Annotated in this window: 31 protein-coding genes; 2 read left to right on the top strand and 29 right to left on the bottom strand. The window is 59.6% G+C overall.

Annotated features, from left to right (window positions below):
• Positions 1–67 precede the first annotated feature (67 nt).
• The 25 genes from ACZ9BE_RS06210 to ACZ9BE_RS06090 all read right to left on the bottom strand — a co-directional run bounded on the left by ACZ9BE_RS06210 (position 68) and on the right by ACZ9BE_RS06090 (position 20065).
• Positions 68–274, bottom strand: a complete 207-nt coding sequence (locus ACZ9BE_RS06210; protein WP_100847413.1) for a tail protein X — start codon at positions 272–274, stop codon at positions 68–70.
• Positions 249–1094: a phage tail protein gene (locus ACZ9BE_RS06205; RefSeq protein ID WP_476249054.1), complete on the bottom strand. Its 846-nt coding sequence runs from the start codon at positions 1092–1094 to the stop codon at positions 249–251. Before ACZ9BE_RS06205 ends, ACZ9BE_RS06210 begins: the two co-directional genes overlap by 26 nt.
• 9 nt (positions 1095–1103) lie before the next feature.
• The gene (locus ACZ9BE_RS06200; RefSeq protein WP_476249053.1) at positions 1104–3764 is read right to left on the bottom strand and encodes a phage tail tape measure protein; all 2661 of its coding nucleotides are present in this window, start codon (positions 3762–3764) and stop codon (positions 1104–1106) included.
• Positions 3765–3914: 150 nt separating this feature from the next.
• Positions 3915–4514: a phage tail assembly protein gene (locus tag ACZ9BE_RS06195; protein ID WP_136494152.1), complete on the bottom strand. Its 600-nt coding sequence runs from the start codon at positions 4512–4514 to the stop codon at positions 3915–3917.
• A gap of 13 nt (positions 4515–4527) precedes the next feature.
• Entirely contained in the window at positions 4528–5031 is a 504-nt protein-coding gene (locus ACZ9BE_RS06190; RefSeq protein WP_064364595.1) for a phage major tail tube protein, read from the bottom strand.
• Between the two features lie 13 nt (positions 5032–5044).
• Entirely contained in the window at positions 5045–6211 is a 1167-nt protein-coding gene (locus ACZ9BE_RS06185) for a phage tail sheath subtilisin-like domain-containing protein (RefSeq protein ID WP_476249052.1), read from the bottom strand.
• Positions 6212–6315: 104 nt separating this feature from the next.
• A complete protein-coding gene (locus tag ACZ9BE_RS06180; RefSeq protein ID WP_460138266.1) occupies positions 6316–6741 on the bottom strand; it encodes a phage tail protein in 426 nt (141 codons plus the stop codon).
• 9 nt (positions 6742–6750) lie between these two features.
• The gene (locus ACZ9BE_RS06175) at positions 6751–8271 is read right to left on the bottom strand and encodes a phage tail protein (protein WP_476249051.1); all 1521 of its coding nucleotides are present in this window, start codon (positions 8269–8271) and stop codon (positions 6751–6753) included.
• A complete protein-coding gene (locus tag ACZ9BE_RS06170; protein WP_460138268.1) occupies positions 8264–8872 on the bottom strand; it encodes a phage tail protein I in 609 nt (202 codons plus the stop codon). The genes ACZ9BE_RS06175 and ACZ9BE_RS06170 overlap by 8 nt, the downstream gene beginning before the upstream one ends.
• Before the next feature lies 1 nt (position 8873).
• Positions 8874–9755: a baseplate assembly protein gene (locus tag ACZ9BE_RS06165; protein WP_476249050.1), complete on the bottom strand. Its 882-nt coding sequence runs from the start codon at positions 9753–9755 to the stop codon at positions 8874–8876.
• The gene (locus ACZ9BE_RS06160; RefSeq protein ID WP_130912096.1) at positions 9752–10078 is read right to left on the bottom strand and encodes a GPW/gp25 family protein; all 327 of its coding nucleotides are present in this window, start codon (positions 10076–10078) and stop codon (positions 9752–9754) included. The genes ACZ9BE_RS06165 and ACZ9BE_RS06160 overlap by 4 nt, the downstream gene beginning before the upstream one ends.
• A gap of 5 nt (positions 10079–10083) precedes the next feature.
• Positions 10084–10332, bottom strand: a complete 249-nt coding sequence (locus ACZ9BE_RS06155; RefSeq protein ID WP_476249049.1) for a hypothetical protein — start codon at positions 10330–10332, stop codon at positions 10084–10086.
• 52 nt (positions 10333–10384) lie between these two features.
• Entirely contained in the window at positions 10385–10951 is a 567-nt protein-coding gene (locus ACZ9BE_RS06150; RefSeq protein WP_476249048.1) for a phage baseplate assembly protein V, read from the bottom strand.
• Positions 10948–11466: a hypothetical protein gene (locus ACZ9BE_RS06145; RefSeq protein WP_476249047.1), complete on the bottom strand. Its 519-nt coding sequence runs from the start codon at positions 11464–11466 to the stop codon at positions 10948–10950. The genes ACZ9BE_RS06150 and ACZ9BE_RS06145 overlap by 4 nt, the downstream gene beginning before the upstream one ends.
• A 4-nt stretch (positions 11467–11470) precedes the next feature.
• Positions 11471–12127 (bottom strand): hypothetical protein, encoded by a 657-nt coding sequence (locus ACZ9BE_RS06140; RefSeq protein ID WP_476249046.1) that lies wholly within the window; start codon positions 12125–12127, stop codon positions 11471–11473.
• Positions 12124–12438: a head-tail joining protein gene (locus tag ACZ9BE_RS06135; protein ID WP_127926430.1), complete on the bottom strand. Its 315-nt coding sequence runs from the start codon at positions 12436–12438 to the stop codon at positions 12124–12126. The genes ACZ9BE_RS06140 and ACZ9BE_RS06135 overlap by 4 nt, the downstream gene beginning before the upstream one ends.
• Positions 12438–12656 carry a hypothetical protein gene (locus ACZ9BE_RS06130; RefSeq protein ID WP_476249045.1) on the bottom strand — a complete coding sequence of 73 codons (219 nt, stop codon included), beginning with the start codon at positions 12654–12656 and terminating at the stop codon, positions 12438–12440. Before ACZ9BE_RS06130 ends, ACZ9BE_RS06135 begins: the two co-directional genes overlap by 1 nt.
• Before the next feature lies 1 nt (position 12657).
• On the bottom strand, positions 12658–13686 hold the full coding sequence (locus ACZ9BE_RS06125) for a major capsid protein (RefSeq protein WP_476249044.1): 1029 nt from the start codon (positions 13684–13686) through the stop codon (positions 12658–12660).
• A 13-nt stretch (positions 13687–13699) separates the two neighbouring features.
• On the bottom strand, positions 13700–14050 hold the full coding sequence (locus ACZ9BE_RS06120; protein ID WP_103305629.1) for a head decoration protein: 351 nt from the start codon (positions 14048–14050) through the stop codon (positions 13700–13702).
• A 12-nt stretch (positions 14051–14062) separates the two neighbouring features.
• Complete coding sequence (locus ACZ9BE_RS06115; RefSeq protein ID WP_476249043.1) at positions 14063–15292, bottom strand: S49 family peptidase; 1230 nt, start codon at positions 15290–15292, stop codon at positions 14063–14065.
• A 2-nt stretch (positions 15293–15294) separates the two neighbouring features.
• On the bottom strand, positions 15295–16905 hold the full coding sequence (locus ACZ9BE_RS06110) for a phage portal protein (RefSeq protein ID WP_476249042.1): 1611 nt from the start codon (positions 16903–16905) through the stop codon (positions 15295–15297).
• 2 nt (positions 16906–16907) lie between these two features.
• Complete coding sequence (locus tag ACZ9BE_RS06105) at positions 16908–17123, bottom strand: hypothetical protein (RefSeq protein ID WP_103305626.1); 216 nt, start codon at positions 17121–17123, stop codon at positions 16908–16910.
• A 10-nt stretch (positions 17124–17133) separates the two neighbouring features.
• A complete protein-coding gene (locus tag ACZ9BE_RS06100; RefSeq protein ID WP_103305625.1) occupies positions 17134–19023 on the bottom strand; it encodes a phage terminase large subunit family protein in 1890 nt (629 codons plus the stop codon).
• Between the two features lie 43 nt (positions 19024–19066).
• Positions 19067–19591: a terminase small subunit gene (locus tag ACZ9BE_RS06095; RefSeq protein WP_136493850.1), complete on the bottom strand. Its 525-nt coding sequence runs from the start codon at positions 19589–19591 to the stop codon at positions 19067–19069.
• Positions 19592–19726: 135 nt separating this feature from the next.
• Positions 19727–20065 (bottom strand): phage holin family protein, encoded by a 339-nt coding sequence (locus tag ACZ9BE_RS06090; RefSeq protein WP_315448421.1) that lies wholly within the window; start codon positions 20063–20065, stop codon positions 19727–19729.
• Positions 20066–20161: 96 nt separating this feature from the next.
• On the opposite strand from ACZ9BE_RS06090, the gene ACZ9BE_RS06085 reads away from it, so the two are divergent.
• Positions 20162–20491 carry a hypothetical protein gene (locus tag ACZ9BE_RS06085; protein WP_476249041.1) on the top strand — a complete coding sequence of 110 codons (330 nt, stop codon included), beginning with the start codon at positions 20162–20164 and terminating at the stop codon, positions 20489–20491.
• Between the two features lie 496 nt (positions 20492–20987).
• Here the strand turns inward: ACZ9BE_RS06085 and ACZ9BE_RS06080 are convergent, their stop codons facing one another.
• The 4 genes from ACZ9BE_RS06080 to ACZ9BE_RS06065 are packed head-to-tail and all read right to left on the bottom strand — an operon-like array spanning position 20988 to position 24287.
• Entirely contained in the window at positions 20988–21347 is a 360-nt protein-coding gene (locus tag ACZ9BE_RS06080) for a PA0613 family protein (protein WP_476249040.1), read from the bottom strand.
• Positions 21340–23556: a VapE domain-containing protein gene (locus ACZ9BE_RS06075; protein WP_476249039.1), complete on the bottom strand. Its 2217-nt coding sequence runs from the start codon at positions 23554–23556 to the stop codon at positions 21340–21342. The genes ACZ9BE_RS06080 and ACZ9BE_RS06075 overlap by 8 nt, the downstream gene beginning before the upstream one ends.
• Positions 23546–23776 (bottom strand): TraR/DksA C4-type zinc finger protein, encoded by a 231-nt coding sequence (locus ACZ9BE_RS06070; RefSeq protein WP_443536103.1) that lies wholly within the window; start codon positions 23774–23776, stop codon positions 23546–23548. The genes ACZ9BE_RS06075 and ACZ9BE_RS06070 overlap by 11 nt, the downstream gene beginning before the upstream one ends.
• Positions 23769–24287 carry a phage regulatory CII family protein gene (locus ACZ9BE_RS06065; RefSeq protein ID WP_476249038.1) on the bottom strand — a complete coding sequence of 173 codons (519 nt, stop codon included), beginning with the start codon at positions 24285–24287 and terminating at the stop codon, positions 23769–23771. Before ACZ9BE_RS06065 ends, ACZ9BE_RS06070 begins: the two co-directional genes overlap by 8 nt.
• 662 nt (positions 24288–24949) lie before the next feature.
• On the opposite strand from ACZ9BE_RS06065, the gene ACZ9BE_RS06060 reads away from it, so the two are divergent.
• Entirely contained in the window at positions 24950–25597 is a 648-nt protein-coding gene (locus tag ACZ9BE_RS06060) for a LexA family protein (protein WP_476249037.1), read from the top strand.
• Positions 25598–25627: the final 30 nt, after the last annotated feature.

The following is a 25627-nucleotide window of genomic DNA, read 5'->3' as shown; positions in this document are numbered from 1 at the left end:
CGGGCCAGAAAAACAAGGTGTCGTTACGCGTAACGCGACGCGCCGCCGGCGAAGGCATCTCCCCGGGTCAATCCCACAAGCTGACGCCCTCACTGGTCGGGCTGGGCAGATCCGGCAGAACGATAATCACGCCCAACCGGAACGGCTGAGGCTCATCGGCCAGCCCCTGATTGGCGTCGAGCACGGCCTCAACGCTGCCATTCAGATGGCCGTAAACGTTGTTGCAAATGACATCGAGCATGTCGCCGTCAGACGTCCTGCATGTCGTCGCCATAGCGCTCAAACTCCAAAGTGAAGCCCTGTTTGCGAGCAATCCCGCCGTGCAGCAGCGCGGACTGTTCCTCGTTGATGTTTTTCAGGCACCACGTTCCGATCACCTCGCCATAGCCCGTGGTCAGGGTCAGCGGTTGCAGCCTGGCCCCAATGGAACGCAGGGTGTCGAGCTGCTTTAAACCGCCTTTGAAGCCCGGATAGATCGTGCCCTTGAGCGTCAATTTTTCATCGCCCATACCGATGGCCTGCTTCGCCGGCCGGCGCGTCAACCGCTCCTGCGAAGCCCAGCGGAATTCAGTCGAACGGCTCAGCTCGTCGAAAGCTGCCGTGTCCAGGTTGAAGTAATACGGCTCAATCTTCGGATCGCGCGGCTGAATGATCATCAGATGCGGGAACGGCTTCACCGCCTCCGGCGCCGGCGTGGCCTCCACGGCAAAGGAACCGGTGGGCACGATGTTGGCCAGCGACGGACTGACCTTGCCGGCAACGTTGTTGATCGCCGTGGCCGCCTTGCCCGCCTGTTCCTTCAATGTGCCCAGCCGCTCCTGCACTTCTGCCGCCGCCCGGGTGGCGCGGCCGTACACCGCCGCCACCTGACCGACCTTGGCCTGAGCTGCGTCGACGCCGCGCATCACCCGCTGAAGTTTGGCGCCGATTGCCGGGCCAACAAACGGGATGTTCTCCAGCTCGGACGCGGCGCCGGTCAGTTCGCGGATCGCGCCGTTGACCGGGGTCAGCATGCCGTCAGCACTGCGCCGCCCGGTTTCCGCTGCCTCGACCAAATACTTCAGACTCGATTGCATTTGCTCCATGTAAGCCATGGAACCTCCTTAGACATGGGGTTCGTCGTACAGCTTGGCGGCGTTACTCCTCGCCGCGTCCGCCATCATTCGCTGCATGTGCGGCAGCAGATCCTGCGCCAAGGTTTGCGGGTCTTTGACATCACCTTGCACCGTGACCGGCATGCTCAGTGAATACTGAAACTGCTGATCCACCTTGGCCGGCTCCGGCTTCGCCGCCTCCTTGGGCTGGATGGCCATCGCCGCCGACTTGAGCGGCGCCGTCACTGCCATCGAGCGCGCGACATCCCCCAGCACCGGGCCTTGCTGCGCCGCTGACGCCATCATGAGCGGTGTGGTCGGCACCGGCGCCTTTGCCGTTTGCTCGGGCTTTTCATCCTCACCGCCGAACAGCGACTTACCCAACGACCCGCCCAGCGCCGCACCGCCCTGACTGCCCAGGTAAGCACCGATCATGCCGCCGATCGCGGTGCCGATGATCGGCACAACCGAACCAATGGCGGCGCCTGCTGCTGCACCGGCCATGGTGCCGGCCAGGTTGCCAGCGGCCGAACCGTAACCTTCGGCTTTTTCGTCCTTGGTCTTGGCGTTTTGAAAGGTTTCAAAAGCCATCGCGCCGGACTCCAGCAGCGTGCCGCCAGGAATGACCTTGGCCGCCTTGCCGACCTTACCGACGGTGCCTGCGACGACGCCGAGCTTGGACAATGCTCCACTTGGAACGGAAGGGACTGATGGCGACGGGATCGAAACAGGGGGACGCGGAGCCGGAACAGATGCACGTGAACCCGGAACAGGTGAACGAGGTACAGGCGGGCGAGGTCCTCTCGAACTCGGCAACGATCGGCGCCGCGCGCTGCGCCTTGACCCACGTCCACGTCGGCGCGATTCGCCCGACGCATCCACACCGCCACCCATAGCGCCGGCATTGACGACGAAAACCTTCTTGACGCCTTCGTTACCTGCACCACTGTCAGTACCAAGGCCACCGCCTGTTGCCGCATCCTTCACCCGAGAAACAACATCCAGGCCAGTCGCTACCAGATCAAGTTCTCCGGGTTTTTTATTTGGGGCTTCGCTCCCATTCCTGCCACCGCGCGACCCACGCGCAAGGTTTAGCAACCCCTTGCCGATCTTGATCGTGCTGAAGACACCTTTTAAGGCGATCAGCCCCGCCCCGACCGTGGCGATACCGGCAACCACCCCGGGCGCGCTATCCGTAAGCGACGTGATGCCTTTAGTAACCTTTGTCAACGACTCGGCCACGGTGTCCGTCACCGGGCGCAGCGCATCGCCGATGCTGCGCATGGCGTCATCCATCGACTGGGCCATTTCCGCCCATTTCTGGGATGACGACTCGCGCCGCTCGGCGAGGTTCTTGTCGAGGATCCCGGTCGCGTCACGCGAATCGTTTTTGAGTTGGCTGTACAGCGCCTTGTTCTGCATGTAGGCCGACAGTGCGGCCTTGACCTGCATGTCGGCGAACAGGTCGCCGGTGCGCAAGGATTCTTCCAGCGAGGCCATCATGGCCTTGGCCTTATCGGGATTGGCTTCCTTGCTGATTTTTGACGTCGCTTCGGCCATGGCCGCCGCACGCTTCGGATCGGTCGCCTGAATGTATTTCTGAGCCAGCGCCATGCTGGTCTCAAGGGTCGACATACCGTTTTGCAAACCGGTCTGCATCGATCCCTTGTAATCAATCCCGGCTTTTTCATAAGCCTTGACCGTATCGGTCGAACCGATTTTGCCCATCCAGTTTTTCAGGTTGTTGGCCGCTTCGTCCGAACTGCCGGCCTGCTTCATCTGCACCTGCAACATGGCGCCCAATTGCGTCACCGCATCCAAGCCAGTGATGCCGTTGCTGGCCATGTTGGCCAACAGCTCCGGAAACCACTTGGCCATGTCGGCCGCTTCAAAGCTACCCGCCTGCCCTTGGTAAGCGATCGCCTCCAGCGCCTGCTGCATCTGCTTGGGGTCGGTGATCTTGGCGTTCTGCCCCAGGGCGTTGATCATCTTCGCCGTGTCGACGCCGCTGGATCCCTGCCCCACGACAAACTTGGCCGCGACGGGTGCATATTCCAGCGCCTTGCTCAGGTCCATACCGGCGCCGACCAACTGATTGACCACGTCGGCCACATCGTTGCGCGCCATGCCGGTGTCGCGTGAGGTGTCGATGATCTTGCGCGACATCTCCTGCTCTTGCGGCTTGTTGGCAATGCCAGCCTTGATGGCGATATCCCGCACAATGGCGCCAAAATCAGCGCTGACCTTGGTCGGTACCGCCATGGCACCGACACCGACCACCACTGCACCGACGGCGCCTTTCATGCCCTTTACGCCAGAATCAATCTGCTGATGACCCTTGGCTTTGAGCTCGGCCTTGTTGGCCGTCTGCCCCATCGAGCGATAGGCTTTTTCCAGCCGGCCGACCTCGATCCCCTGCTTTTTCAAGCTGTCGAGGTTCAAGTTCAAACGGTTGAGTAATTTGGACGCGCCGGCAGCGCCGGTGTCGTGAGCCTTTTTCCATTCTTCGCGCAGGCGGATGGTGTCGCCAATCGTGCGCTGCAGCACCCGCGCTTTGTTGCCTTCTGCCTCGAGGCGCTTGATGCGCCCGGTCACGTCCTTGAACGCGGCGCCGACCGTGGAACTGACGGCGCCGCCAATCACTAGCCCGAGGGCGAGTTTGTTTGCCATGTCATGGCCCCCATGTGCCCAGCACTACCGATGGCGGCTCAATCCGTGAGCCACCACACCATGTCCGCGAACGGCATCGACTGGATCTCGGCGGCGGAAAATCCGGTTTCCGCCGCCAGACGTTTCGCCGCCGCCTTGATCACGCTGGGGTTAAAGCCCGTCGTCGTTGTCCATGCGAAAATAGCCGGCCTGCAAGCGGTTAAAATCCACCAGCTTCAGCCCCTCCAGATCCGCGACAGGCGCACCGGACAACGCAGCAAACAACACCAGCTCGCGCTGCTCATCATCGCCACCCACTTCACGGTTGGCCGCCCGCACGTCGCCCACGGTCGGCGAACGCAAGGCCAGCTTATCGACGGTCACGCCGTTGATTTCGCTCGGGCACGACAGCGTCACCAGCACCTGGTCGGTGGTAAGCGACAACCACGCCGGCATCGAGTCCGAATAATCGGTTTTCGGTACCAGGTGCGAATACGCCGTTTGCACGCGGCGATAGTCGGTCAGTTTGAGTCCTTCCAGATCTTTCAGCCCGACCTCGGCGAGACCGGCGAACAGCATCAGTTCGCGCTGTTCATCATCGCCGTTGGCAGCACGATCAGCCGCGCGCACTTCACGCACGGTCGGATTGCGCAGGTTCAACGTCTCAACGTCGATGCTGTTGGCTTTGGTTGGGCGGGTCAGCGTCACGACCGCGCCGTGCGCGCTGAGCGACAGCCAGGCCGGCAGGTTTTGAGCGATTGCTTGAGTCATCTGGATCTATTCCTTACAGGCCGAGCGCGTTGCGCACTTCGAGCAGTTGGTCTTTGCCGTCGATCACTTGAATGCCAGCGACCATGTCGATCTCGTACATCAGGCGCCCGTCGATTTCGAGCTTGTAGTACGTGACCGCAACGGCGTGTTTGATCTCGGCGGCATCGCCCGCTTTCCAGTCACCGAGATCGACCTCTTTGAGCCGGCCGCGCAGGGTGGCAACGACTGCTGTTACCGCGCCCTTTTGGCCCTTGAAGGCACCACGGAACGTGGCGTTGAATGCCGTGCCGTCAGCCAGGCCGAAGTATTTGAGCGACTCGCGGCGCACGCCCTTGGTGACAAACGAGGCTTCCATTTTCTCAAGCCCCTGATCCATCTCGATGGGGCCGGCCATGCCGCCGCCACGGTATTCGTCGGTCTTGGTGGTCAGCTTGGGCAGCGTCAGGCTCGGCACGTCGCCGGAGAAGTTCACGCCGTCGACGAACAGGTTGGTGTTGTACAAAGTCTGAGGAATCATTGGTTACGCCCCCTTAGGCTGCTTCAAGCACTTCGGTCATCCACTGATCGGTGACTTCGAAAAGGAAATTCGGGTTCTCTGCCGGCGGCACGTCGGTGAAACGGATACGCCAATACACCTTGCCCTGGGCAATCTGGCTGGCCGTGTTCAGTTCGGTGTCGGGGAACACTTCAAAGTTGATGATCGCGCCCTGGGCTTTCAGGTCCCGCATAAACGCATCAAGACCGTTGGTGACATCGGTCACGTAGGTCTTGGTGATCGAGCGGTCGACCGCCCATTTGTGCCCGGCCTGCACCGCGTCCATGAGGATGAACAGCGTGCGAACGCGGGTAACGAACGCCCACTTCGGATCGCTCGACAGCGTGCGGTTACCCCACAGGCGATAACCGTCGTCGCGAATGATCGTGGTGATATTGGCGTTGTTGAGCAGGTTGGCCCGGCAGGTTTCGTCGCCGTCCAGGTACTCGACCGCGCGGCCGGTGCCGGTGATGCCGGTCAACTCCTTGTTCGAAGGCGAAGCCCAGAAACCGTATTCAGCATCCGTCCACGCAAACAGGCCTGCCGCCCAAGCCGAGCCGGGGGCATCGACCGTCGAGCTGGTGACGGTGTCCCAGTACTTCACACCCGGGTCGACCATGAACAGGTTGCGACTGCCGAAGTTCTCGGCGTAGGCAATAGCAGCCTCGTCGGTCGTACCCGGCCCGTCGATGATGCCGATGGCACGCAGCTTCTGCGCCACGCTGTCGATGGCCGTGGCCACCGCCTGAGTCGCGGTGTGGCCCGGGGCGATCAGCAATCGCGGCTGGGCGTTGAACAAGCTTTTGCCGTCGAGCAGCGCCTGTAGGCCAGTACGCTGCCCCGACTCCAGCACGCCGCCGATGATCGCCGAGGTTTGCAGCGCAGGGTCTTCCAGCTTGGCTACACCGATGGCGACGATCACCGCCTTGGCTTTGACGTAGATGGCCTGACAGGCCTTGGTGATCGCCGAGTCGGGACCGAAAGCGGCGATGGCTTCACGCTCGGTGGTGATCAACTTCAGCTCGCCCGCCTTGGCCGTACCACCGCCGAGGACACCCGGGGTGAACGTGTCGCACAGACCAATAATCGACGACGACGGCAGCGAGATAGTGCGCGCGCCAGTGTCGACCGACGTGGTCGTGACGCCGTGGAAAAAACTCATAAGGGTCAGTCTCCAGAAACGAAAAAGCCCCGCATAAGCGAGGCTGTGTGGGGTGTTGGAGTTACGCGTAACGGAATGAAAAACGCCCCGTCAGTGCGTGGCGTTTATTGGATCTGCTCGATCAGCCAAGGCGGCGCAATCGGGCGATGGTCGACTAGCGGGAACTCCCCCGCCTCCGGCCAATTGCGCAAGGCGCGGCGGTACACCTGAAGTTCGGTGTATTGATCAGGGGATAAAGTCGTCTCGACGCTCGCCTCCAGCTCGTCCCGATGCCGAGCAACAACGCCGTCAGTAGCGGCCAGTTGCACGTCGCGCCATGACCGTTCAACTTCCGCGAAATACTCAGAAGATGGAACGGGCGGATCGATGAGCAAAGGATAGCCATCGTCACCCCAGCCGATGACTTTTCCCTGACCCTGCCCGGCCATAAGCGCGGCATGCGCTTCGGCGGTGATTTCCACCACATCCCCGGGCATTGATACGTGAATAGCTGAGTCGTAAAACCCGCCTGTAGATTTCGAAGCAAACATAAGGCCTCCCTAGTAGCCGACGGCGATCCAAGTAAATTGATCAGGGTACGTTGCCGCGGCGTTTCGATACTTGAACCCGGTTGCCGTCAGATAGTTGTTATGGAAGCTGACACTTCCCTCATTCTGCCCAAAGACCAGCGACATCGGCCCAACCGGGAAGGCGATCGGAAAGGTGACCAAGTAATCAGCCGCCGCTGCCATCGCGGAACCCCATTGAATAATCAGACCGCCCGGCAGCTTCTGATAGCCGTTAGCCGCAAGGGCTGACAGGCCTGTGCCACCGACTGCGATCCAACCTGTTCCCGAAGAAACGAACTCTGACGCAACGCCCTCGCTAAGCACGAGAGTGGAAAAACCAGCCGGGGCGCCATTAGGCCCGGAAAAGTTGCCGTTGACGGACGCCACCGTAATCTTCCAGCTGCCCGCTGATGCCTGAATATAAAACTTTGTCCCAGCAGGCAGTAACGTCAGATCGGGCAGCGTAAGGGTAATGTTCACCCCGTTTGCATAGATGTACTTACCCGCATCCGCAGCCGTCAAAATCGTGCTTGCCGAGTAAGCGACGTATCCGGCCAGACTGCCCGACGCCCGACGCACAAACTCGGTCGTAGCGAGCTTCAGGGAGCTATCAAACTGAGCCGGCGTATTCGCCGTAGGATTGATCAGCGCCGGCGAATTGATGGGCGCAAAGCCTTGTGTCACGTTCTGGAAAGTTAGCGCCGTGGTGCCCAGGACAATCGCGCCGTCGGTGATCAACTGCCAGCGGGTATCGGCCAACGTGATGCCCTGCTCGACCGACACCAGCAACGCCGAGGTCACCTCGGCATTCGAGTCAGCATCTGCCGCACGCGACCAGCCTGCCGCTGCCGCAACCCAGATGCCATTGTCCTTGGCGGCGTTCTGGTTTTTCACCAGCACTCGGTCACCGACAGCCAGTGCCACGCCATCAATGGACTGAAGCCCGGTCAGCGCAATGTTGGCCGTGGTCGCGACCCGCACCGACTGTTTGTTGTCGAGTTTGTACAGCTCTTCCAGAATCTTTGCGTCGACGTACTCACGTGTCGCCAGCACCACTGACGGGTCAATCTTGAGCTGAATGTTGCCGGTGCTGGTGACGATGAAGTTCATCCGCACGATTTGCGTGCGACCCGAGCCTTGCGACAGCAGCGGCTTGAAGCTTGGCGCACAGTTGGCCACCGCCACCAGATCGCCGTCCGCATCATAGAGGCCGATTTCGCGGATCCACTTACCGCCCTCATCGGCGGGGATGATCTGCTCGGCGATGATTACCGCAGAGTTGACCGGATCGATCTTCAGCTGGTTGAGCGGCTTGCGGCGCCACTCGTTGAGCAGCTTGGTTTGACTGGCCGACGGCACCGGATTGGGCGGATCCGCTAGCCCGTTCGGGTTGGCGTCCCCCACGCCCATTTGCGTGATCAGCCAGGGAATGCCGAGCGCGTCGGCGTTCGCTTGCTTGGCCATCCCCACGTTCGTGAGGATCGCGAAAAACTGTGAATTCGCATCAATCATGATAAACGTCCAGGGTGTCTATGGTGTGTTCGCGGCCGACCACGCCAAAGCTGCCAGTGACTTCAATGTCACGCATGACGGGCGGGTAAACGTCGATTTCGTCGCCTTCGTAGACGGACACGGCGATATTCAAATTGCCTTGAGTTTCCAGGCTGATCGCCAGCCCAGTCAGTTGTCGGGTGACGGGTTTAGCGTCGTCAATCAGGCGCTCAAGCTCCTGATACATTTCCTCGGTGATTCCGGTATCGAGCACGCCGACCTTCAAGGCAAAGGTGCCCGGCACACCCTCGGGCACTGTCTGGAACCACTCGACAATCTCGATCAGATAGCCCAGCGGCTCGACCACGCGACGCAGCGCGCCGATCGTGCCCTTGTGCTTGTGGATGTAGAAAGACGCCTTGATTGCTGCGCGCTTGGTCGCCTCGGACCATCGGTAGTCCCAACGATCGACCGACCACGCCCATGCCAAGTGCGGCAGCAGATGCACCGGACAGGTATCAGCGTTGTAGAGGTCACGCAGTGGGACAATCGTCTTTTCGAAGAACGCGGCCTCCATGGCCCGTTCCAGTTGCGTGCTGTTGAGCGGCAGTAAACTTTTCATATCAGACTGCCAGCCTCACGTTGTACCGCGTGCAGAACGCCGCTTGCGCCTTAGTCGGAGCCAGATCCTGCCATCCGACCAACTCGACTCGGGCAACGCCGGCAACGTGCAGCTGGGCGTCCACAGCGGAGCGCGCGACTTCCACACCCAGTCGCTTTCGTGGATTGATCCAGGCTGCCAAGCGGCTTTTCGCCTCGGCCAAACTGGCATCCGCTTCTGGACCGGCGCTGGCCATGTGCAAAATGGCATCAATCTCGTAACGGATCACCTGCGCGCTCTGCACAGTCACCCGATCACCAACCGGCCGCACGTCGTCGTCATTCAGCGCGGCGGCCACCGTCGCAAGCAGCTCTGGCGGCGCTTCGCCTTCCCCGTCCAACCCCAGCACCGTGACAGTAACGTAACAAGGCTTCGGACTCTCCGCCGTGGCATCTGCCACCAGCCCAGAGGCATTGCGTGCATGCAGGATGTAGCTGTTGCGCGGGCCGGCTGTGGTCAAACCTTCATAGGCCAGTTGGATGCGCTCGCGAAACGGGTCGTCTTCTTCCATGACCTTGGGCACCGGCGGCACCGCCAGCAGATCCTCGGCCTGAATGACCAGGCGCTTCAGATTGACGTTTGCGCCCAAGTGATCGAGGTCGCCGCGAATGGCATGCGCCAGTAACAGCGCCTTGCCGGCGTCATTGACTCGAGCGCGATTGCCGACCTTGTTGTAAGCCCCGACCTCAAGCACTTTGACCACTGGATCGCTTTCCAGCGCGGCCGTCCAGTTGCCGCCCATGTATCCGCGAAACACGCTCAGCCCGTCCTGATAAACCTCTTCGAAGTCCAGAGGCTCCAGCACGGTCGGCGCTGGCAGCGACGACAGATCTACGGTACTCATGCGGCCACCTCCAACGTGACGCTGTCGCCCAGGTACGTCCCGACGATTTGCAAATTGATTTGCCCGCCAATGACGGAAATGACGCGCACTTGATCCAATTTCAAACGCGGCTCCCATCGCCCCAGAGCGCGGGCAACCTCAGCCTGTACGGCGCTTTTCCAGCCTTCGTTGATGGGTAAATCGACAAACCGTCGCAGCTTGCTGCCGTATTCCATACGGTGCCGGCGACTGCCCAGCGGCGTGCTCAAGATGTCGGCAATGGATTGGCGCAGGTGCTCGATGCCGGATATGGGTAGGCCGGTGTGGCGATCCATTCCGATCATCGATGTCACTCCTTGAACGGCTCGTATTCTTCGCTGGCTTTCAGGAACTTGACCGCTTCGATGTCGGAGGCCGGCACCACGACCGTCGCCTTGTCGACTGGATAGGAACGGTCAGTACCGGGCACGATCAACAGTCGCGACGTGTAGAGCTTGTCGCGGAATTTCAAGAATTCGGGCGACGATAACGTTGAGGAAGGACGTGCCGGTTCCGAAGATGCTTGCACCTCAGTGGCGGTCGTATCGTTCTTGGCCATGTATTTCTCCAGGCATGAAAAAGCCCGCACTGGGCGGGCTGTCGTGAATGAATTAATGCGTGTGGTGATTACTGTTGCCGGTGGCGTCAATGATTGCGCCCGCGCTGGTGATGCCCTTGGTGACGTGCAAAGCGCCGTCGATCATCACCGCCGCTTTCAGATTGATGTTGCCGGTGGTCACGCTCACGGCCGCGTCGGTTACAACCGCTTCCGTGCTCGCCACTTTGATGGTGACCGTGCCGCTCGGCAGGATGATGGTGTAGCTCTTGGCTTGCCAGTCGTAAATCAGCGAGCCGCCATCATCGAAACGCCAGACTTCGACATGATCGCGGTTGTCTGGCGGCGGTCCGGCATTGCCATACAGGCCCGGGACAAACGTGCCTTGCGACACGTCGCCGCTGGGACTGATCAAACTGCCCTGCTCGCCCAAAGACGGCGCCCGCCAATGCCTGGCCTTGCCCGCTGCGATGCTGTGCCACCGCACCCAAGCGCTGACCCATTCACTGCCATCCGACACGCGACATACCGGCGGTGAAGCGGACAGATCCACCGCGACCACGTAGCAAGCCTTTACCGCCCCCGCGATCATGCGGTCATGCTGGGCGCTTGCGTAGCTCACGGCAAATCCTCGGGCCTGAATGGTCCGTCACCCGGCTCAGCGTGAAACACCAACGTCCCCGGTGGCTGGTCCGGCCAAGGCCAGCAGGTTTCACCGAGGTAGATCTGCTGTGTCCATTCCACGACCCAGACCGTGTAGCCGTCCAGTTCGGGTTTGGTCCAGTCCTGCATGGCCTGAACGAACTCTGCTGGCTCGACCTCTACGCCCCACGACTGCGCCCGTAGTAGAACAGCCAACTGACCCGCCAAGAACACTGCTTGCTGATGATGGTCGGGCTGGATCGGATCGGTGATCGCCCGCGCCTCAAACTTGCAGGCCAAGCAGGTTTCTCCCGTCCCCGGATCAACGCCCGGCTCCATTTCTGCCAGCTCCACCAGCACCGCCGGCAGGGCGATGCGATCATCAATGTTGGGCCAGACCGCGACCGTCTGAACGCCTGGCAAATGATCATAAAGATGTCGTTCGATGGCTCGATAGAACTGCTCAAGACTGAATGGTTCGTCGACTGAATCCATCACGTCATTTCCCCTTCAAGTACTTCTGCACTTCAAAGTTGAGTTCCTGCTGCAGGACATGCACCAAGTGTTCGTCTGCTTTGCGCACCCAGCTATCGAAGTGCGGTCGGGCTTGCTCCAGCGACACCTTGGCCTTGGCCAGCGGGAAGCGGTTGTCATGTTCGGCAATCCAACCCGAACTCGCGCCGCCGGCTGCACTGACATCGCTATCGGGGTAATCCGCAGATTTGAAATGCTTGCTGCCGACGCGAATCCAGACATCTGCGCTGCTCCCATAGACTCGCTTGTGGAACGCGCCCTGGAAGCGTCGCCCCGCGACTGACACACCGGATCGGGTTTGCCGTGCCCGGCCTATGCGGCTGGCTTCCATGGCGTTGAGGCCGAACCACAATTTGCCGCTGTTCGCGCCGCTGCTGACCGGGTAGGCCCGCAGACGTTGCCGTACAGCGGCAACCGCAATGCGTTCCTGCCGGCCGACGGCGCGAGCGATATGGGTAGCAAGCCATCGCAGGGTTTTGTTGATCGCACGGCGCTGGGCATTGGATGCTGCTTTCGGCACCAAGGCGGCAAAGTCCTGAAAGGCTTTCAAGTCTGCCGCCGAGGTTTGCAGCGAAATCATCCCGCCACTTGCTGAGGGTTTGAAATAGCTGCCGACGTTCATGCTTTAGCCCTCAAGAGCAATGCCACCCAGCCGGAACCATCTGGCTCCAGCTTGACAAGATCGTACTGGCCTCCCCCGTCCTGCTTTGCCAGATCTACAACGACCAGTTGCCCGGGCTCAACACCCGCTGCGTCGACGACGCGAATCTCAAACTGCGGCTCGCGCAAGGCGGTGTTAATCCGCCCCATACGCGGCTGCAGCCATGGCGCGGAAAAGAAACCGGCGATCTCTCGACCGCCGACCGTTGCCATGTCGCCCAAGCCATCCAGCACCAGGGCGTCCATGTCGTCGCTCAATTCGCGAAAGCCCATCACTCACCGCCGCTGTCGTCGTCCCCATTGGCAACGCCCGATTGTTGGCGCAGCAGTTCTTGTGCTCTGGGATCCTTGAGTGGAGCGATACGCCCTTCGGCGAGTAACGCTTCCTCAATCCCTTTACTTGGTGGACTGTAAGGCTCGCCCTTCACAACAACGACACGGCCATCCTGCACGCAACCGTCGATCACCAGAAAATCGGCTTTCTTGGCCATGTCACACCACCTTGGCGTAAATGAACGCATCCGGTTCGAGCAGGCCAGCCAATGCCGCACTCTGCAGCTTCAGCCAACGAGCGCTCGGCTCTTGGGTCACCCAACTCTTCGGGAAGCGCGCCGCTTCGACCAAGCCGCTTTCCACGGCTTCCAGATCTTGAATCGCCCCGTAGAGCATGGCGTTGCGCGTGGACGTCGAGCCGAGAATCAAGCCACCCGCCGGGATCATTGGTTGCTCGTCATCCTCGTCGTCCAGATACCACTCGTCATAACCGTAAAGGTCGACGCCGGGATCATTCAGGTAGCCCAGGTAAGTCACGCCGTCTGGCAGTTCCTCTGGCTTGATCAAGCCCATGTCAACGCGGCGAGTGTTGAGTTGTTTCATCACCATTGCACTGGATTGAAAGGCGTCCAGCGCTTCGCCGCTCATGGCTACGGTGTTTGCCGTGCGGCCGGAGTCCTTGGCGATCTTGCGCTTCCAGCTACGAAGATTGGCAATTGGGTCACCGTCTTCGGTGCCCCACTGACCGCTGCCCAGGCTGATCTTGTGATCGGGGGCCATCAGGAAGTCGATGGTGTCATCCACCCCTTCCCCCACGACGCGAACCTTCCCAGTGGTGAGTGCCTGGGCGCACATCCATTCTTCCCGGCGGATGATTTCGTCGTCCAGATCGCGCAGGTCCTTACCGAGCAACTGCCCGGCACGCTCCAGCGGAGTACGCGAGGAAAACGGGTTGTCGCCGGCCGAACGCTTGAGCACCAGCTCGGCGGTGGTTTCGCGCTTGGGTTGAATGTACGGCGGGCTGTAGGTGCTGGTGGTATAGCCTTCGCGCAACGACACACTGCCCGGCAGGCGAGGATTAACAAACGGCGCCATTTTGCGTTTGCCTTTGATGATGTCGATGTCCACGGTTTTGGTCGGGAACGTGACAGGATTGCCACCGTTGAAAAAAGTGTTCAGCAAAAAGCGCCGCGCGGTTGGCATCTGCTCAACCGCTTCAAGCATGGTGCGGGTATCAAAAATATCCATCAAAGACTCCGAATTAACGAACGAACAGGCACAGGGAACGCAGCGCAGCTTTTGCCTGCGCCAAAGTAAAACCCTCGCCGAGTGTGAGTTGACTGGCCAGCACTTCACCGGTCAGGCGGATTGGCGCTACCTGCGCGCCTGAGGTCGTATCAGTGAACTGATCCAGTACAGCCGCAGGAGCTTCGGAGCCATCGGTTGCTGCGGCCTTGCTCAGCACATATTCGCCACTGGCCGTTACTTGCCCAAGGACGGCGCCTCGACTGAGCTTCTGGCCGGAAGCGATCACGGCGGTGTCGATCATCACCGGGAAGGCACCGGCGGACAGCTGGTCCGGGACATAGGTTTGGCGTTCTGGGTTGCTCATGATGTTCTCCAATCAGCGGCGCGAGGCGCCCTCGACAATGGCGTTTACGACGGCCTTGCGCTCACCCTGAGCGGCATCGCCCGTCGGAGTGGACGTCGATGCGCCAGTGGCATCGGCCTTGATGGCGTTCAGAGAAATGCCGCGATCCTGCGCTGCCTTGAACAGCTGTAGCGCTGTGGCTTCAACCGTTGTGCCTGCTTCAATAGCAGCGGAGATTTCAGTTTCGAAACCCTTGCTGGCCATTGCATTGATGCCGGTAATGCGTTGCCGCTCTGCAGTAGCGCCTTCCTCGCGGCTTTGGGTGCGGATGCTTTCGAGATCTGGCTGATTGGCCTGAGCGATTTCGATGGTTTGCGGATCCGTGCCGGCGGCCAGCGCCTCACGCAACTCCGCCGTGCTGCTGACGGTGGTCATGTTGTATTTCCTCGGTTGAGTGGCGGCCGGTTTGGCCAGTTCGGTAATCAATGTTTCAAGCGACCCCAGACGGTGGGCCAAGCCGGACTCGACAGCCGCTGCGCCAACGCGCAGGCCGCCGAAGTCGCCCATCTCTGGGACACGCTCCGGCTCCACGCCCAGGTTGCGGGCCACCTTGGCGACGAACACATCACCCATGGCGTCGACCGTTTCGCCGACCTTGGCTCGCCCTTCTTCGGTAGAGAGATCTACACGCTTGTTCGGGGCATTGCGGCTGACGATCTGATAGCGCTTACGGCCGTTGCCTTCCTCGCCGACCACAGCTTCAACGACCACACCGATACTCCCGGCGAGCGCCGTTTCGTCGATGACGATTTCGCTGGCAGCTGACGCAATCCAATAGGCCGCGCTTGCACCAGTGCCGCCGATGTAGGCAACGATGCGTTTACGGTCACGGGCCGCATGGATCTGGTCAGCCAGTTCGTTGATGCCGGCGGCAACGCCGCCTGGGCTATCGATGTTGAGGATGATCGCGCTGATCTTGGGGTCATCGAGCGCGGCCTGCAGGTCGGTGGCCAGCACCTGAGTGCTGGTCGCACCGCTGATCTCGGTGAAAAGGTTGGCATAGCGAAACACCGGACCGACTACCGGGATGATCGCCACACCATTGCGTACGCTGACAGTGCGGCTGTTATCCAGTCGCATGCCAGTGCGTGTTTCCAGGGCCGCTGGATCACCCATGCGGTCTGCAATGGTCAGCAAGTTATCCAGGGCGCCGGGCAGCATCAGCCACGGCTGCGATGCAGCCAGCTCGAATGCGCGGGGCATGGTTATTCCTCGTTGGGGTTGGCGGACGGCGGTGTTTCTTGCTCCCGCCCTTTGGGTAAAACGTGCAGGCCATCGTTGCGCCGCTGGGTGACTTCGCGCACGCGCTGCCGATATACCTGTTGCCACGGCTCGCCGGTCATCGCAGCGGTTTCCAGCGTTTCGTTGCTGACACCGATCTCGATGCGCTTACCGGCAGCGTTGGCCTCTTTCAACTCATCAATGGCGCCTCGAGCGGGGCCGATCCAGATGGCCTGGCAGTAGGCTTTGCGTTTCGCCGGGTCCGCGTAACCCGGCAGGCTGATCAATCCACGAGCCACCGCCTCATCAATCAGCAATTCCCGACTGGGCTGACAAAAGTCACAGATCAACCACCAGCGGCGCAGGCTGTAAAAACGCCACGCCTGCAACATCGCCGCACGGGCTGCGCTATAGCTGCTGCTGTAGTGGAGCAACAGCTCTTCCATCGGTTGCTCTAAAGCGGCGCCGATTTCCTTCACCACTGCCGTGAAGAACGGATCGAACTGCGCATTAGGCCGCGCGGGATTGGCGATGACCGGTTCCTCACCTTGGCCCAGATCAACAATCGCCCCCTCGCCCAGAGCCAGTTCGCCGTCAGCCGTTGTGTCACCTGCGGGACCGTCGCCTTCGTTGACTAATGCGGTCAGCGGGAGATTCCCGACTTGAAAGTCGTTAGTCTTTTTGATGAACACCGTGAACATTGCGGAGATCACCGCAGCCATCAGCTCGGCGCTGCTGTAGCGCTCCAGCTTCTGCAGCGGTTCCAGCACCGGAGCCAGGTAAGGCGCTCCGCGCTTCTGTCCCGGACGCTCCTTGTCGGCCATAACGTGCATGACGCGGCGCCTGCCCGTGGCCTCGCCGAAGGCTGGCAGACGCTCCCATTTCAGCGCTTGGCCGGCGGTGTATTCGTTGGGGTATCCGGTGCAGACGTGATACGCCAGAGGCGCCCCCAACCGGTCAAACTCGACGCCGTCCACGAGGTTTGCGCCGTCAAGTTGCCCGGCTGGATTGCAGACCCGGTCCGATTCGATCAACTGCAAGCGCGTGCTGAAGATGCAGCCGGGGCGCTCATCGTCAGGACTGGCAATCAGCACGTCACCACCCACCATGGACGAGATCAATACCAGTGCTTGTAACTGGTAGTGGTTGAGTGTCGCTTCGGCGTCGCATTCACGTGGATCGTCGGCGTACAGCGACCACAAGCGATCAAGCTGATTGTTGATTTTCTCAGCCTGCGTCTCGTCGATACCTAATGCGTCATGATCGATCTGTGACCGGCAAACCAGCCCAGTACCTACAACATTGGTGCGCAGGCGGGTGATCGCCGCACGGGCTATCAAGTGATTGCGCATGGCGTCTCGCGAGCGAGCAACCAGCATTCGACGCTCGTTTTGGTCGAGATCTCGACGCGGACTGCCGAGACCGGGAATCCAGCTGGCCATGCTGCGCAATACGCGAGAAGCCCCGCGCCAACGCGTCTCAACACCGCCCCCGCCCCCTTGGGCGACGATAGGCCTGGACTCGTTTGCCGACTTGGCGAGTTTGAGGGCCTCGCGCATCAGCAGCTCGGCCGGGTCTTTTCGAAAAAATCCCATAGTCAGATCTTCATGTAGGAGACACGGTTGCGGCCACGTCCCTGTTGTTGAGCCTGTTCCAACGCGACCTCTCTGGCGTACTGCTGCTCCAGAAGACGCAAGCTGTTCAGCTCAGCGCGATAAAGCTCGCGATCCGCACGGCGCAAGCGCTGGCCTTTTTTCAGGACGTCAGAGATCGCCGCCCGGACTTCCGCGAGGCGCTGTTGTGCGTCTGTCATATGTGTTTCCTTAATAGCCCGCGCGACTGCGGGTGCCCCGCCCACGAGCGACAGCTCGGCGCGGTACCGGTGCGACCGGTTGTTCGGTACTGAACAGGGTTGGCTGCAGCAACTGCTGCTCCAACTGGTCCCATTCGTGATCGCGTAACAGGTGAGTTTTCAGGCTGCGAGCGGCGTGCAAGGCATACACCTCGCAATCCAGCGCTTCGTTGCGACGGCCGGCTTTCTTCTGCCACACCATTTTGCTGGGGTTACGCGGGTGCGGTGCCAGGACTTCATTGGTGAGTTGTTCGTAGTAGTCCGAGCGGATCTCGCTGTACCAATGCATGCGCCCCGGTCCGGCACCTTTGAGGCGCAGCCGCCCATCAATGAGCGTCTTCGCTTTGTGCGTGCCAACGATGTGGACGCGCAGGCCGTATTTCGCAGCCTTGGTGTTGTCCTGTGAGGTATCCACCGACTGCGGAGGCTTGGTAAAGATCTCCTTGTCGCGACTGTCGATAGAGGCGCCTTTGATCGCCATCACGTTGTAGCGTTGACGATCCCGCACGTAGGCATACACCGCGTCACTGGTATTGCCGTCAGAGCTATCGATGCTGACCGCCGATACCGCCAGTTGCGCACCGCTTTCGACCGGTATGGGTTGGGAAATAACCCGATCCAGTTCTTGCCAAACGGCGTCATGCGGGTCGATGGGGTTGCCGTGAAGCTCACCCCAGTACAAGCGCCACGACTCTTCGCCTCGTCCCCAACCGATGATGGTGAGAGCGAGGCGGTCGCCTTGGACGTCAACGCCAACGGTGATCAGCAGGACACCTTTCGGCGCTGTCAGCTCCGCATAAGGCTCCGCACGCTTTTCCAGCTCATCGGTCTTCGGTGCATCGCTCTGATACTCGTAGCTTTCGCCCTTGGAACTGTTGACGAAAGCGATCATCGGTCCGATGTTGCCTTGTGAGGCCGCGTGTTCGGCCTGGAGCTTTTTCTCCATCAGCACCTGGAAACGCGATCCCCAAAACGTCGCATACAGCTCGTTGAGGATGTAACCAGCGATGCCACGAAACTCTGCCGTAGCCGACCAGCGACCGTGCTTGAGGTTGGCGTTTTTCTGGTTGTCATCCCAGATTCCACCGCAATGCGGGCAGGAGTAGAACGTTTTCTCCGGCCGCTTCTTGCCGTATACCTCATGCAGGTATTCCGGATCCTCGTCGCAGTGCAGGTTGTCGAAGCTCAACGCGTGTTCTTGGCCGCATTCGTGACACGGCACCAGGCCGACGCGCTTGTCCGACAGTTCCAGCTCCGCATCAATGGCGGACAAGCCCTTGATGGTTGGTGTACCGCCGATGATGATCTTCGAGCGGCGGAACGTTTTCAGTCGTTCCTTGGCGAGCTTGATACTGTCGCCCTGGCCTCGCAGGTTCAGGTTGCAGTCGTCCGGCTCTTCAATGGCAACTCGCGGCACCGGCGTGGACTTCACGCTGGCCGGGCTGTTGGAACCCACCATTTTGAGGAAGCCGCCAGGGAAGCGCTTGAAGTCCTGTCGCTGCTGTAGCTTGCGGCTTCGCAGGTCGACTTTCTTGCGCAGGCGCGGCGTGGCTTCGATCATCGGTTCGAGCTTTTCACCAACGTACTGCTTGGCCGCCTCGGCCTTGGGAAACAGCACCAGAATTGGTGACGGATCAATGTCGATCCACTTGCCCAAGGCGTTACCCAGAACACCCGACGTCCATGCCACCTGCGCCGACTTGCGTCCGACGATCTCACTGACAGCGGGATCATCCAGCGCTTCCAATGGACCGCCGGGCCAGATCAGGTGAGGAGTAACGTCAAAGCGATATTTGCCGGGGCGCGCAGCCTCTTCCGGTGCGAGCCAGCGGTACTTGTCCGCCCACTCGATAATGCTCATGCGAGGCGGCGGTGCCCATTTGCGGCAAGCGCCGCGCAGAGCTTTAGTCGCCGTCTTCCTCAAAGCCCTCCGTATCGTCCGGTTCGTCAGAATATCCATCTGACGCGGCATCATCCTTGTCATAGTCAGAAAGCCTCCTCAGGATGGCTTCAATGGGGTCACGAATCAGTTGCTCGTCGACTTCCACGTCGTAACGCGCCGAGAGTTCGGCGGCCAGCACATCGGGGAAAGAGTTGAGCAGCTCCACTTTTGCAGCGGTAATCATTGCTTCGAAGCGTTCGATCAAATCAGCAGCGATGACCACCTCACCAAGATCCTTGGCCATCGCGAGTTCTTCACGATCAGCGCGGATCCGGTCGAGGCGATCGCGGGAAGATTCTTTTTTGCCGTTGAGTGCGGCTTGGTGCATCAGCCACTGAATCACGGCTTCGGTGTCGTATTGGTTTTCGTTGCCCCGGCCGAGGCCGAACTCGGTCACTGGCATGCCGTCGTTCTGCCATCGGGTCAGGGTGCGTTCATCGCGACCGACGATCTCGCTCAAGTCGGCCTTGCTGACTGTCTTTCCCATGTCTAACCCTTTGAAAAGACGGACATCCCTTTGAAATTCTCAGCTGCAGAGATCCCGCGAGTTCCGTAACCCGTGTAGGGGGCGGCTCTCGGGGAGGACCCGGAAAAACCGGCGCCCTACCCTCGCCCCTGCCTCTCAGGTTCGGTCGGTCGATGCCGACTCGGAAAGGCCAAGCCGCTTGGCAGCCCATCGTTCGTACAACCCGATGGCAACGTCCGCGCCGGCCATCGCCGTTAGGCAACCCAACGCCCCCGCCGTCCATAAAGACATCCCGGCAGCAATCATCAACATCATCGCCGTCACCCCGCAGACGATGCAGGCACCCGATCGAAGCGCGAGTCTGCGCAACAACGCCCAGCCCCGCGCCCCATCCTTGTCTGCTCGCCACATCTCCCCCGATACGCCACCGACCAGAGCCAGGACGATCACTAACCAGATCGGCATTTCTGCCAGTGCTTGTTGCTCGTTTGTCATTTCTTTAACCCTGAGGCTTTTGAAAGTGGATAAATCGTCGATATGGTGATCTGGACAAACATCTTGTCCTACCAACGATCTGCGGAGAGAAATAGCGTGTCTGGACATGACTGGATTCAAACGATTTGCGCAGTACTAGCACTGGCAGTGGCTGTGTACAGTCTTGACCCGAAGAGAAGAAAGCAGCTTCAAGAGGCAATACAGGCAGTCAGCTCCACCCTTTTCATGGTCATCTCTTACCTGTTCCTGCTCGCTCTAATGTGCATTTACGGAGAAGAGATCTATCAGTTCGGTCGAAGCACTGCCCCGATGACACGGTTTGAAGTTCTGAACCTGATCCTCAACATCATCAGCATTGGCATGTTTGTCTGGTTAACCATTTACCTGCTTTCGAACTTGGGCAAAGGCAAAAAAGCCAAGCAATAAAAAACCGGCTGTATGGCCGGTTTGTTGTGCCGCTCTCTGCGGTCGCACCTATCGAAGATGACTACTTTTTACAGGTCGATTCCGGTGGCAGCAACCCTGTTTTAATGCCACCCGGTGAATAAGTGGGTAACGCAGGGTGAACGCCTAGCGAATGTCGGCGAATACACCACCACGGCATTCTGTTGTTGCGGCGGTGTCCCATACGTCCCACTTTTAAAATCGAAGTGGGACGTCTGAGAGCGCCTGAATTCGGGGCTTCGCCCCACTGTCCTACTTATCTTTCTTCTTTCTCGTGTAAAGGAAGAAATTTAAAGAACACGCGTTCGCGCGTAAGCGCGTAGTGCTCCCCCGCTACGCTCACACGGGCGGGAGGCACTACTAAGCGGGACGGTGGGACAACCCAACAACGACAAGGCCCGCACCTGTCCCACTGCATCAAAACGCAGCGAGACAAGACGGGCCAGTGGGACAACCACAACCGGAGCGCTACCTGAGGTCACGCAGCTGCCCCCATCAGCACCCAATAGATCTGCAGATGCGCGTCATGCAAACGCTGGTAGTACGTATCGCGGCCACAACCGCAGTGGGCATACCGCAAGCGCATATCCACATCGAGCGTGCAGTAATGCTCACGCACCACCGTCACCAGCTCCGGCGCGAGGTGCTTGGTCACGATCAGCTCGATGTCCAGCGAACTCTCCATTGGTGCACGGAAGGCACGCCGCCCCCTGATCAGTTGCCCGTTGCTCTCCATCATCATGGCAACCATATTTCCCCCTGCCAGCCCCCCTTTCGAATGTTCTGAATGCAGCTCCTGCGCCCACAACCTCAGCAGCGAATCGATCTCCTTAATCAAAGCAAGGCTCCTCAAACTGAACCCGCTGCAACGCCGAGGCACCGCCCCACCCTGCCGGCTTCTTGTATGCCCAAGGCCGCTGCCCGCTCTTAGCCAATGCCGGCAACCGAACACGCCGCCAGCCCAACCGGTGCATGATCGCGCCGACGCGCATCTGCTCCGGCTTGCCCCAGTGTCCGAAGTCCAACTTCAACGCACTGGTGAGCACGTCACTGCCGGTGGTGGTCTCGCCGATCTGCGACTCCTCGAGCCAGGTCAGAATCGGCCCTTCCCATTCATCCACAACGAAGCGCTCGTCCTGCTCCTCGCCGAACATCGCCGCCTCATCCAGCGTCACCCACCAAAGATCGCCCGCGTCGTAACAGAACACCGCCTCAGCCCACAGCTGATCTCGCATCGAACGCAACAGCTCCAGATCCACCTTGGTACACGCGACCGGCCAATAACGCCGGTTGCCGGTGGCATCCTTCAGGTACTCGTCTTGGTTGGTTGTACCCACGAAAACACACTGGCGTGGCACGTCCATCGTTCTGCGGCCGTAGCTCTCGCGGTAAGTGTCGGTGGACGCCGAGAAGAACTGCTTGGCCTTCGTACTCTCGGCTTTGTTGAAGCTGTCCAGCTCCCCCAGCTCAACGATCCACTTGCCCCGGATCGCCTGAAAGCCGTCCTTGTCGCCCAGCGCAAACGGCGTATCCATGAACCACTCGCCGCCGAGGATGCTCATCGCGGTGGACTTACCAGCGCCCTGCGCGCCCTCCAGAATCATCACCGAGTCAGCCTTGCAACCTGGCTTCATCACCCGAGCCACGGCCGACAACATCCAGCGCTTGCCGACCTTCGACGAGTAATCGGTGGCCTTTACGCCCATGACATCGGTAAGCCAACTCTCAAGCCGAGGCACCTGATCCCACTGCAGCTTGCGCAGGTACTGGCGCACTGGATGAAACGCATGGTCATGCGCAACCACACTCACCGCCTCAATCACATGCGAGGCCTTGACCCGCAAGTTGTACTGCTGCGCGAGCCACTTCATCACCCGCACATCATCAATGTCCGCCCAATCGCCCGTGCCGCCGCCATAAGGCGCCGCACGCAGCTTCACGATCTTCGAACTAAACGCGCTGTAACTGATGACCCCGGCCCAACGCTCATCATTGGCCAGGATCAACTCGACATTCTGCATGTGCGCAATCAACGCACCGCTTTCACTGCGGGCCAGCAGATCCTTCCAACCACCAGCAGCCGGCGGCTTGACCACCGCCAACACCTGACGGCGCACAGCCTCCAAACCTTCCGCAACATGCAGATCGTTGAAGTCGGTCCACTTGGCTTCCCGCTCACTGGAAAAGATCGGCGCAACCACCTGGCCGCCGACAATCAGCGCCGCGTTGTTGGCTTTCTCTTCACCGGGGTTCCACGCGTCGCCATTCGGCTTCGTGGTTTTCCAGTCATCGTCTCGGCAGATGATCAGCGGGCAACCGGCGAAACGCTCGCGCATGGCCTTGCAAACCACCAGCAAATTGCCCGCATCAAACGCAACGGCCACGGTCAATGACGTGGCCATATGCAGGCTTGCGCCGGTCGCGTAACCCTCACACACCAGCACCGGTTCGCCCGGATCCGGGTGCGGCCCGATCAGATGGAAAGCACCCTCTTTGGACATACCATAAGGCCAATAGGATTTGTCCCGGCCGGTGTCCTCTTGCTTGGTCGGGAACACCACCTGCAGGCCCACAATCTCGTCCCGCACATTGCTCATCGGTATCAGGAACGCGCCGGTGCGCGGCGCATACCGAACGCCGAAGCCGACAATCTGCTTTCGGTCCAGATAGTCGCTACGACCCTTCTCTGGCATGCGTTTGAACATACCCGCTGCACGCTTCGCCGCACGACGTGCCGCGTTGGCCGAGATCTCAGCCGCCCGGCGCTTGGCCTCTTCCTGTCGAGCGCGCATAACTTCGCGTTCTTCAGGCGACATGCGCCCGGCCTTGACCTTTATCTTCTGTGACTCGCCCGAACGCCAGTCACCGAAAGCACCGAAAATCAGCGTTTCGCCTTTCTCGGTGCGTTGCTCGTGAACAACATACCAACCGTTCTTTTCCTTGCCCTTGTCTTGCGTCGTCTTGCAGCGGGTCAGCTTGCCGAACACCAAAGGCTGCGCAGGCTCAAGGCCGTGATCAGCGAATTGCCCCAACACCTCATCGAGCATGACGAGCCTCCATCATTTCCTCAACGGCAAGGCATCCCACGCACTGCGTACAGCCGGGCTGCGCCAAACGGCGAGCCTCCGGGATAGGGTCATCGCACGTTTCGCAAAAGAGAAACGAATGCGCCGCCAAGGCAGGCTTGGCGGCGAGAAGACGTGCAGCCAGCGCTTGATCAACGCGCTCCTGCACCAGGTCATTTGCAAAGTCAGCAATGTCAGCCACGATCAACACCCCGCGTCGTCTGGTTGACATACGTGGCGCGGTTGAACAAACCCAACAGCCCCTGAATCCCACGAAACACCTGCAGGCGAATCGCGGCCAGTTCCTCATCGGAAACAACCCCATCGCCAATGCTCTTGGCCCAGGTATCCGCCAGATCCGCCACCTGCCGGAAGTACTCGGCAATTCCAGTGGTCAACGTTTCAGGCATGTCGTTGGTGTACGCCTCAGCCAGTTCCTGCCAAGTCGTGTCACCGACCAACGCATGCACCGCATCCAGAATGCGGCGATCCTTGGTCAGCTCCAGAATCTCGCCGAACTCTTGAATGTTCACCGTGTGGCTGGGGTGGGTTGGGGACAATTTGTGCTGCAGCGTGGTTGCATTCCGGCCGGTGGTGACGGCGATGGCTGCGGCACCGCCGGGGTAGTCCCGTGCGGCGTGGTAAAGCGCGAGATCGAGCGGCAAAACTTCCCGCTGCGCCCGCTCAACAGAACTCAGAGCGATACGGCTCATGGCATTAATCCTTGTAAGTTGCCAGTGCCGCGCGACATGCAGTGGTGATACATTTGCCGCGTGGCTTGAAAGGGCCCAAACGCCGGCTAGATCTTCGGGATCGATACCGGCACCGTGCCGGGGCGAGTAATCCATTGCACACCCCTGGCGCAACAGCTGCCCAATCTGTGGTGGAAAAGGCAGCAACACCAAGGCTTCCGAGCCTTGGAAAAGCGCGATAACGAGAGGTGGTTGCATGTGGTGTGCCCGCCTATCTTTATCGCGACCCGACAGCGCTGTGGTGGTGCGTGCCGGGAGGAACTGGGCGACCTTTGGGTCGCCTTTTTTCTTGCTATGCCACGTTTTGAGTGATGACTTCTTCTGTTATGTAGAAATGATCCAGTACCTCAGCAAGCGACACATGTCCTTCGCTTTCACGCGTTAAGGACTTGAGCAGAGATACGCTTGGATCTTTGCTCGCATATTTGACATGGAGCTTCAAATAGCTCGCTGCTATACGGCAGCGCCCGGCGTACGCGCTCTGCTGAGCTGAATTCAATGACTCGATGTAGTCTCGCAGTCTCATGGTTGATACCTCCAAACAAACATTAACCTAACGGGTTATTTTTTTCAACACCAAGGAGAGCATTCACCTTGTAGGTTAATACGGACAAAATTGACGAATGAAAATCTCAGATACCCGCCTCCAGAATTTTCGAAGAATCTTGACTGACAAGAAACTTCGGCTAACCGACATCGCCGACCTCTTAGGGAAGGCGCCCGCCCAAGTGAGCGCGTTCGGAGGAAAAAATCCTACTAAAGGCATCGGGGATCAAATCGCGCGAGAAATTGAAAAAGCACTCCATCTCCATACAGGCTATCTAGATATGCCATATGGCATGGGTGAATTTAACAATGCCACGTTGCTAAGCCATACCGGGCGAAAGCTACCAGTAATAGGTTCTATTGCAGCGGGTTCTTGGTGTGAGCCTAACTGTTTTTTTGATCCGCGGGATGCTGAAGAATGGATTGATGCGCCCGGACCTGTTGGGCCTCGTGCGTTCATTCTCCGAGTAGAGGGGATAAGCATGGAGCCTAAATTCATGGAGGGTGACAAGATCGTCATTGATCCTTCTCTCGAAGCACTGCCAGGCCATTTTGTTGCAGCTAAAAGAACCAGGGATCAGGCAGCGACATTGAAACAATTGAAACAAGAAGGAGGAGAACAATTTTTATTCGCTCTAAATCCCGACTGGCCTGATCGCATTATCCGTATGTCTGAAGAATGGACCATCTGTGGGAGAGCTCGATGGAAAATTTCCGATCTTTAGAAAACAAGTGAAATCATAAATTTATATAAC

This window comes from Pseudomonas sp. TE9122 (assembly GCF_056278925.1).
Note: the sequence above shows the minus strand (reverse complement) of the source record. Positions and strands in the feature narration are given on the sequence as shown.

Coding starts and splice junctions, on each gene's coding strand:
- ACZ9BE_RS06165 (WP_476249050.1), bottom strand. CDS start 9,755: ATGAGTACCGTAGATCTGTCGTCGCTGCCAGCGCCGACCGTGCTGGAG.
- ACZ9BE_RS06060 (WP_476249037.1), top strand. CDS start 24,950: ATGAAAATCTCAGATACCCGCCTCCAGAATTTTCGAAGAATCTTGACT.
- ACZ9BE_RS06205 (WP_476249054.1), bottom strand. CDS start 1,094: ATGGCTTACATGGAGCAAATGCAATCGAGTCTGAAGTATTTGGTCGAG.
- ACZ9BE_RS06090 (WP_315448421.1), bottom strand. CDS start 20,065: ATGACAAACGAGCAACAAGCACTGGCAGAAATGCCGATCTGGTTAGTG.
- ACZ9BE_RS06155 (WP_476249049.1), bottom strand. CDS start 10,332: ATGGCCAAGAACGATACGACCGCCACTGAGGTGCAAGCATCTTCGGAA.
- ACZ9BE_RS06130 (WP_476249045.1), bottom strand. CDS start 12,656: ATGGCCAAGAAAGCCGATTTTCTGGTGATCGACGGTTGCGTGCAGGAT.
- ACZ9BE_RS06140 (WP_476249046.1), bottom strand. CDS start 12,127: ATGAACGTCGGCAGCTATTTCAAACCCTCAGCAAGTGGCGGGATGATT.
- ACZ9BE_RS06065 (WP_476249038.1), bottom strand. CDS start 24,287: ATGAGCCGTATCGCTCTGAGTTCTGTTGAGCGGGCGCAGCGGGAAGTT.
- ACZ9BE_RS06110 (WP_476249042.1), bottom strand. CDS start 16,905: ATGGGATTTTTTCGAAAAGACCCGGCCGAGCTGCTGATGCGCGAGGCC.
- ACZ9BE_RS06135 (WP_127926430.1), bottom strand. CDS start 12,438: ATGGGCTTTCGCGAATTGAGCGACGACATGGACGCCCTGGTGCTGGAT.
- ACZ9BE_RS06095 (WP_136493850.1), bottom strand. CDS start 19,591: ATGGGAAAGACAGTCAGCAAGGCCGACTTGAGCGAGATCGTCGGTCGC.
- ACZ9BE_RS06185 (WP_476249052.1), bottom strand. CDS start 6,211: ATGAGTTTTTTCCACGGCGTCACGACCACGTCGGTCGACACTGGCGCG.
- ACZ9BE_RS06145 (WP_476249047.1), bottom strand. CDS start 11,466: ATGGATTCAGTCGACGAACCATTCAGTCTTGAGCAGTTCTATCGAGCC.
- ACZ9BE_RS06115 (WP_476249043.1), bottom strand. CDS start 15,292: ATGCCCCGCGCATTCGAGCTGGCTGCATCGCAGCCGTGGCTGATGCTG.
- ACZ9BE_RS06195 (WP_136494152.1), bottom strand. CDS start 4,514: ATGACTCAAGCAATCGCTCAAAACCTGCCGGCCTGGCTGTCGCTCAGC.
- ACZ9BE_RS06210 (WP_100847413.1), bottom strand. CDS start 274: ATGGCGACGACATGCAGGACGTCTGACGGCGACATGCTCGATGTCATT.
- ACZ9BE_RS06190 (WP_064364595.1), bottom strand. CDS start 5,031: ATGATTCCTCAGACTTTGTACAACACCAACCTGTTCGTCGACGGCGTG.
- ACZ9BE_RS06120 (WP_103305629.1), bottom strand. CDS start 14,050: ATGAGCAACCCAGAACGCCAAACCTATGTCCCGGACCAGCTGTCCGCC.
- ACZ9BE_RS06200 (WP_476249053.1), bottom strand. CDS start 3,764: ATGGCAAACAAACTCGCCCTCGGGCTAGTGATTGGCGGCGCCGTCAGT.
- ACZ9BE_RS06175 (WP_476249051.1), bottom strand. CDS start 8,271: ATGATTGATGCGAATTCACAGTTTTTCGCGATCCTCACGAACGTGGGG.
- ACZ9BE_RS06105 (WP_103305626.1), bottom strand. CDS start 17,123: ATGACAGACGCACAACAGCGCCTCGCGGAAGTCCGGGCGGCGATCTCT.
- ACZ9BE_RS06180 (WP_460138266.1), bottom strand. CDS start 6,741: ATGTTTGCTTCGAAATCTACAGGCGGGTTTTACGACTCAGCTATTCAC.
- ACZ9BE_RS06160 (WP_130912096.1), bottom strand. CDS start 10,078: ATGATCGGAATGGATCGCCACACCGGCCTACCCATATCCGGCATCGAG.
- ACZ9BE_RS06075 (WP_476249039.1), bottom strand. CDS start 23,556: ATGCTCGATGAGGTGTTGGGGCAATTCGCTGATCACGGCCTTGAGCCT.
- ACZ9BE_RS06125 (WP_476249044.1), bottom strand. CDS start 13,686: ATGGATATTTTTGATACCCGCACCATGCTTGAAGCGGTTGAGCAGATG.
- ACZ9BE_RS06170 (WP_460138268.1), bottom strand. CDS start 8,872: ATGAAAAGTTTACTGCCGCTCAACAGCACGCAACTGGAACGGGCCATG.
- ACZ9BE_RS06100 (WP_103305625.1), bottom strand. CDS start 19,023: ATGAGCATTATCGAGTGGGCGGACAAGTACCGCTGGCTCGCACCGGAA.